1 protein-coding gene and 1 riboswitch are annotated in these 1,444 nt (G+C 41.4%); the gene reads left to right on the top strand.

Translation table 11 applies throughout. The features are described 5' to 3' along the window. Nucleotides 1-94, top strand: a riboswitch (SAM riboswitch). This riboswitch is flagged as partial in the annotation. Nucleotides 95-186: 92 nt separating this feature from the next. Next, nucleotides 187-1,383: a M20 family metallopeptidase gene (locus COO03_RS23265; RefSeq protein WP_097899383.1), complete on the top strand. Its 1,197-nt coding sequence runs from the start codon at nt 187-189 to the stop codon at nt 1,381-1,383. The last annotated feature ends 61 nt before the right edge of the window (nt 1,384-1,444 follow it).

The following is a 1,444-nucleotide window of genomic DNA, read 5'->3' as shown; positions in this document are numbered from 1 at the left end:
AGAGGTGGAGGGACTGGCCCTATGAAGCCTCGGCAGCGGATTCAATATGAATACTGTGCCAATTCCAGCAAGTGAAAAACTTGAAAGATAAGAAAGAGGGCCATTTTTAAATTTGTATTTCAAGCCTCTTTCTATCTTTTAGAAAGAGGCTTTTTTATGTGTACATTTAAAGGAGGAATAAGAGAAATGGGGACAAAACAAGTAACGTCACACCGTAATGCCATTATTGAAAGTATAGAAAGAAATAAAGAAAAGTATGTAAAAACAAGTCATGATATTCATGCGAACCCTGAAATTGGTAACCAAGAATTCTTTGCATCTAGAACATTAAGTTTATTGTTAGGAAGTGCAGGTTTTCAGCTGCAGCATAATATAGCAGGGCATGAAACAGGGTTTGTCGCACGGAAAAGTTCAGGAAAACAAGGACCCGCAATTGCCTTTTTAGCGGAGTACGACGCTTTGCCTGGACTAGGCCATGCATGCGGTCACAATTTGATTGGGACAATTAGCGTTGCAGCAGCGATTGCTTTATCGGAGACGCTTGCAGAAATTGGCGGCGAAATTATTGTATTTGGAACACCGGCAGAAGAAGGCGGGCCAAATGGAAGTGCAAAAGCTAGTTATGTGAAAGCGGGTTTATTTAACAATATTGATGCAGCGCTTATGATCCATCCTAGCGGGAAAACAGCAACGACAAGTCCGTCACTAGCAGTTGATCCACTTGATTTTCATTTTTATGGAAAGTCTGCTCATGCAGCAGCGTCACCAGAAGAAGGAATTAATGCATTAGATGCGATTATTCAACTTTACAATGGCATTAACGCACTGCGTCAACAGCTTCCATCAGATGTGAAAATTCATGGCGTCATTACAGAAGGAGGAAAAGCACCTAATATTATTCCGGATTACGCAGCAGCGCGTTTCTTCATTCGCGCAGCAACACGGAAGAGATGTGCTGAAGTAACAGAAAAGGTACGAAATATTGCGAAGGGAGCTGCACTCGCAACAGGGACAACAGTAAAAATTAATCAGTTTCAAAACGAAATTGATGAGCTGCTAGTGACGAAGACATTTAATGAAGTGGTTGCTGAGGAGTTAGAACAATTCGGTGAAGAAGTAAACCGAAAAGAGCGATGGGGCATCAGCTCAACAGATGCAGGAAATGTAAGTCAAGTTGTACCAACAATTCACCCTTATATCAAAATTGGTCCAGATGATTTAATTGCACATACGAATGAATTTAGAGAAGCAGCGCGTTCCGAACTTGGAGACAAAGCGTTAATTACATCAGCAAAAGCATTAGCTTGCACGGCATATCGTTTAATTACAGAAGAAGGAACGCTTGATCAAATTAAGAAGGAGTGTCAACTACCCGCTACTTAAACGCTAACACGTTTTGAAGTGGGGGCTTGAAAAAAGCCCTAGTTGTCTAGCCTCAGTCTTT

The organism is Bacillus sp. AFS098217, from assembly GCF_002551815.1.
GTDB lineage: Bacteria > Bacillota > Bacilli > Bacillales > Bacillaceae_G > Bacillus_A.
The sequence above is the reverse complement of the archived record's forward strand: the minus strand, read 5'-3'. Positions and strand labels throughout refer to the sequence as shown.

What these genes read in the sequence shown, in the direction of transcription:
- COO03_RS23265 (WP_097899383.1), top strand. Translation starts at nt 187, where the DNA reads ATGGGGACAAAACAAGTAACGTCACACCGTAATGCCATTATTGAAAGT.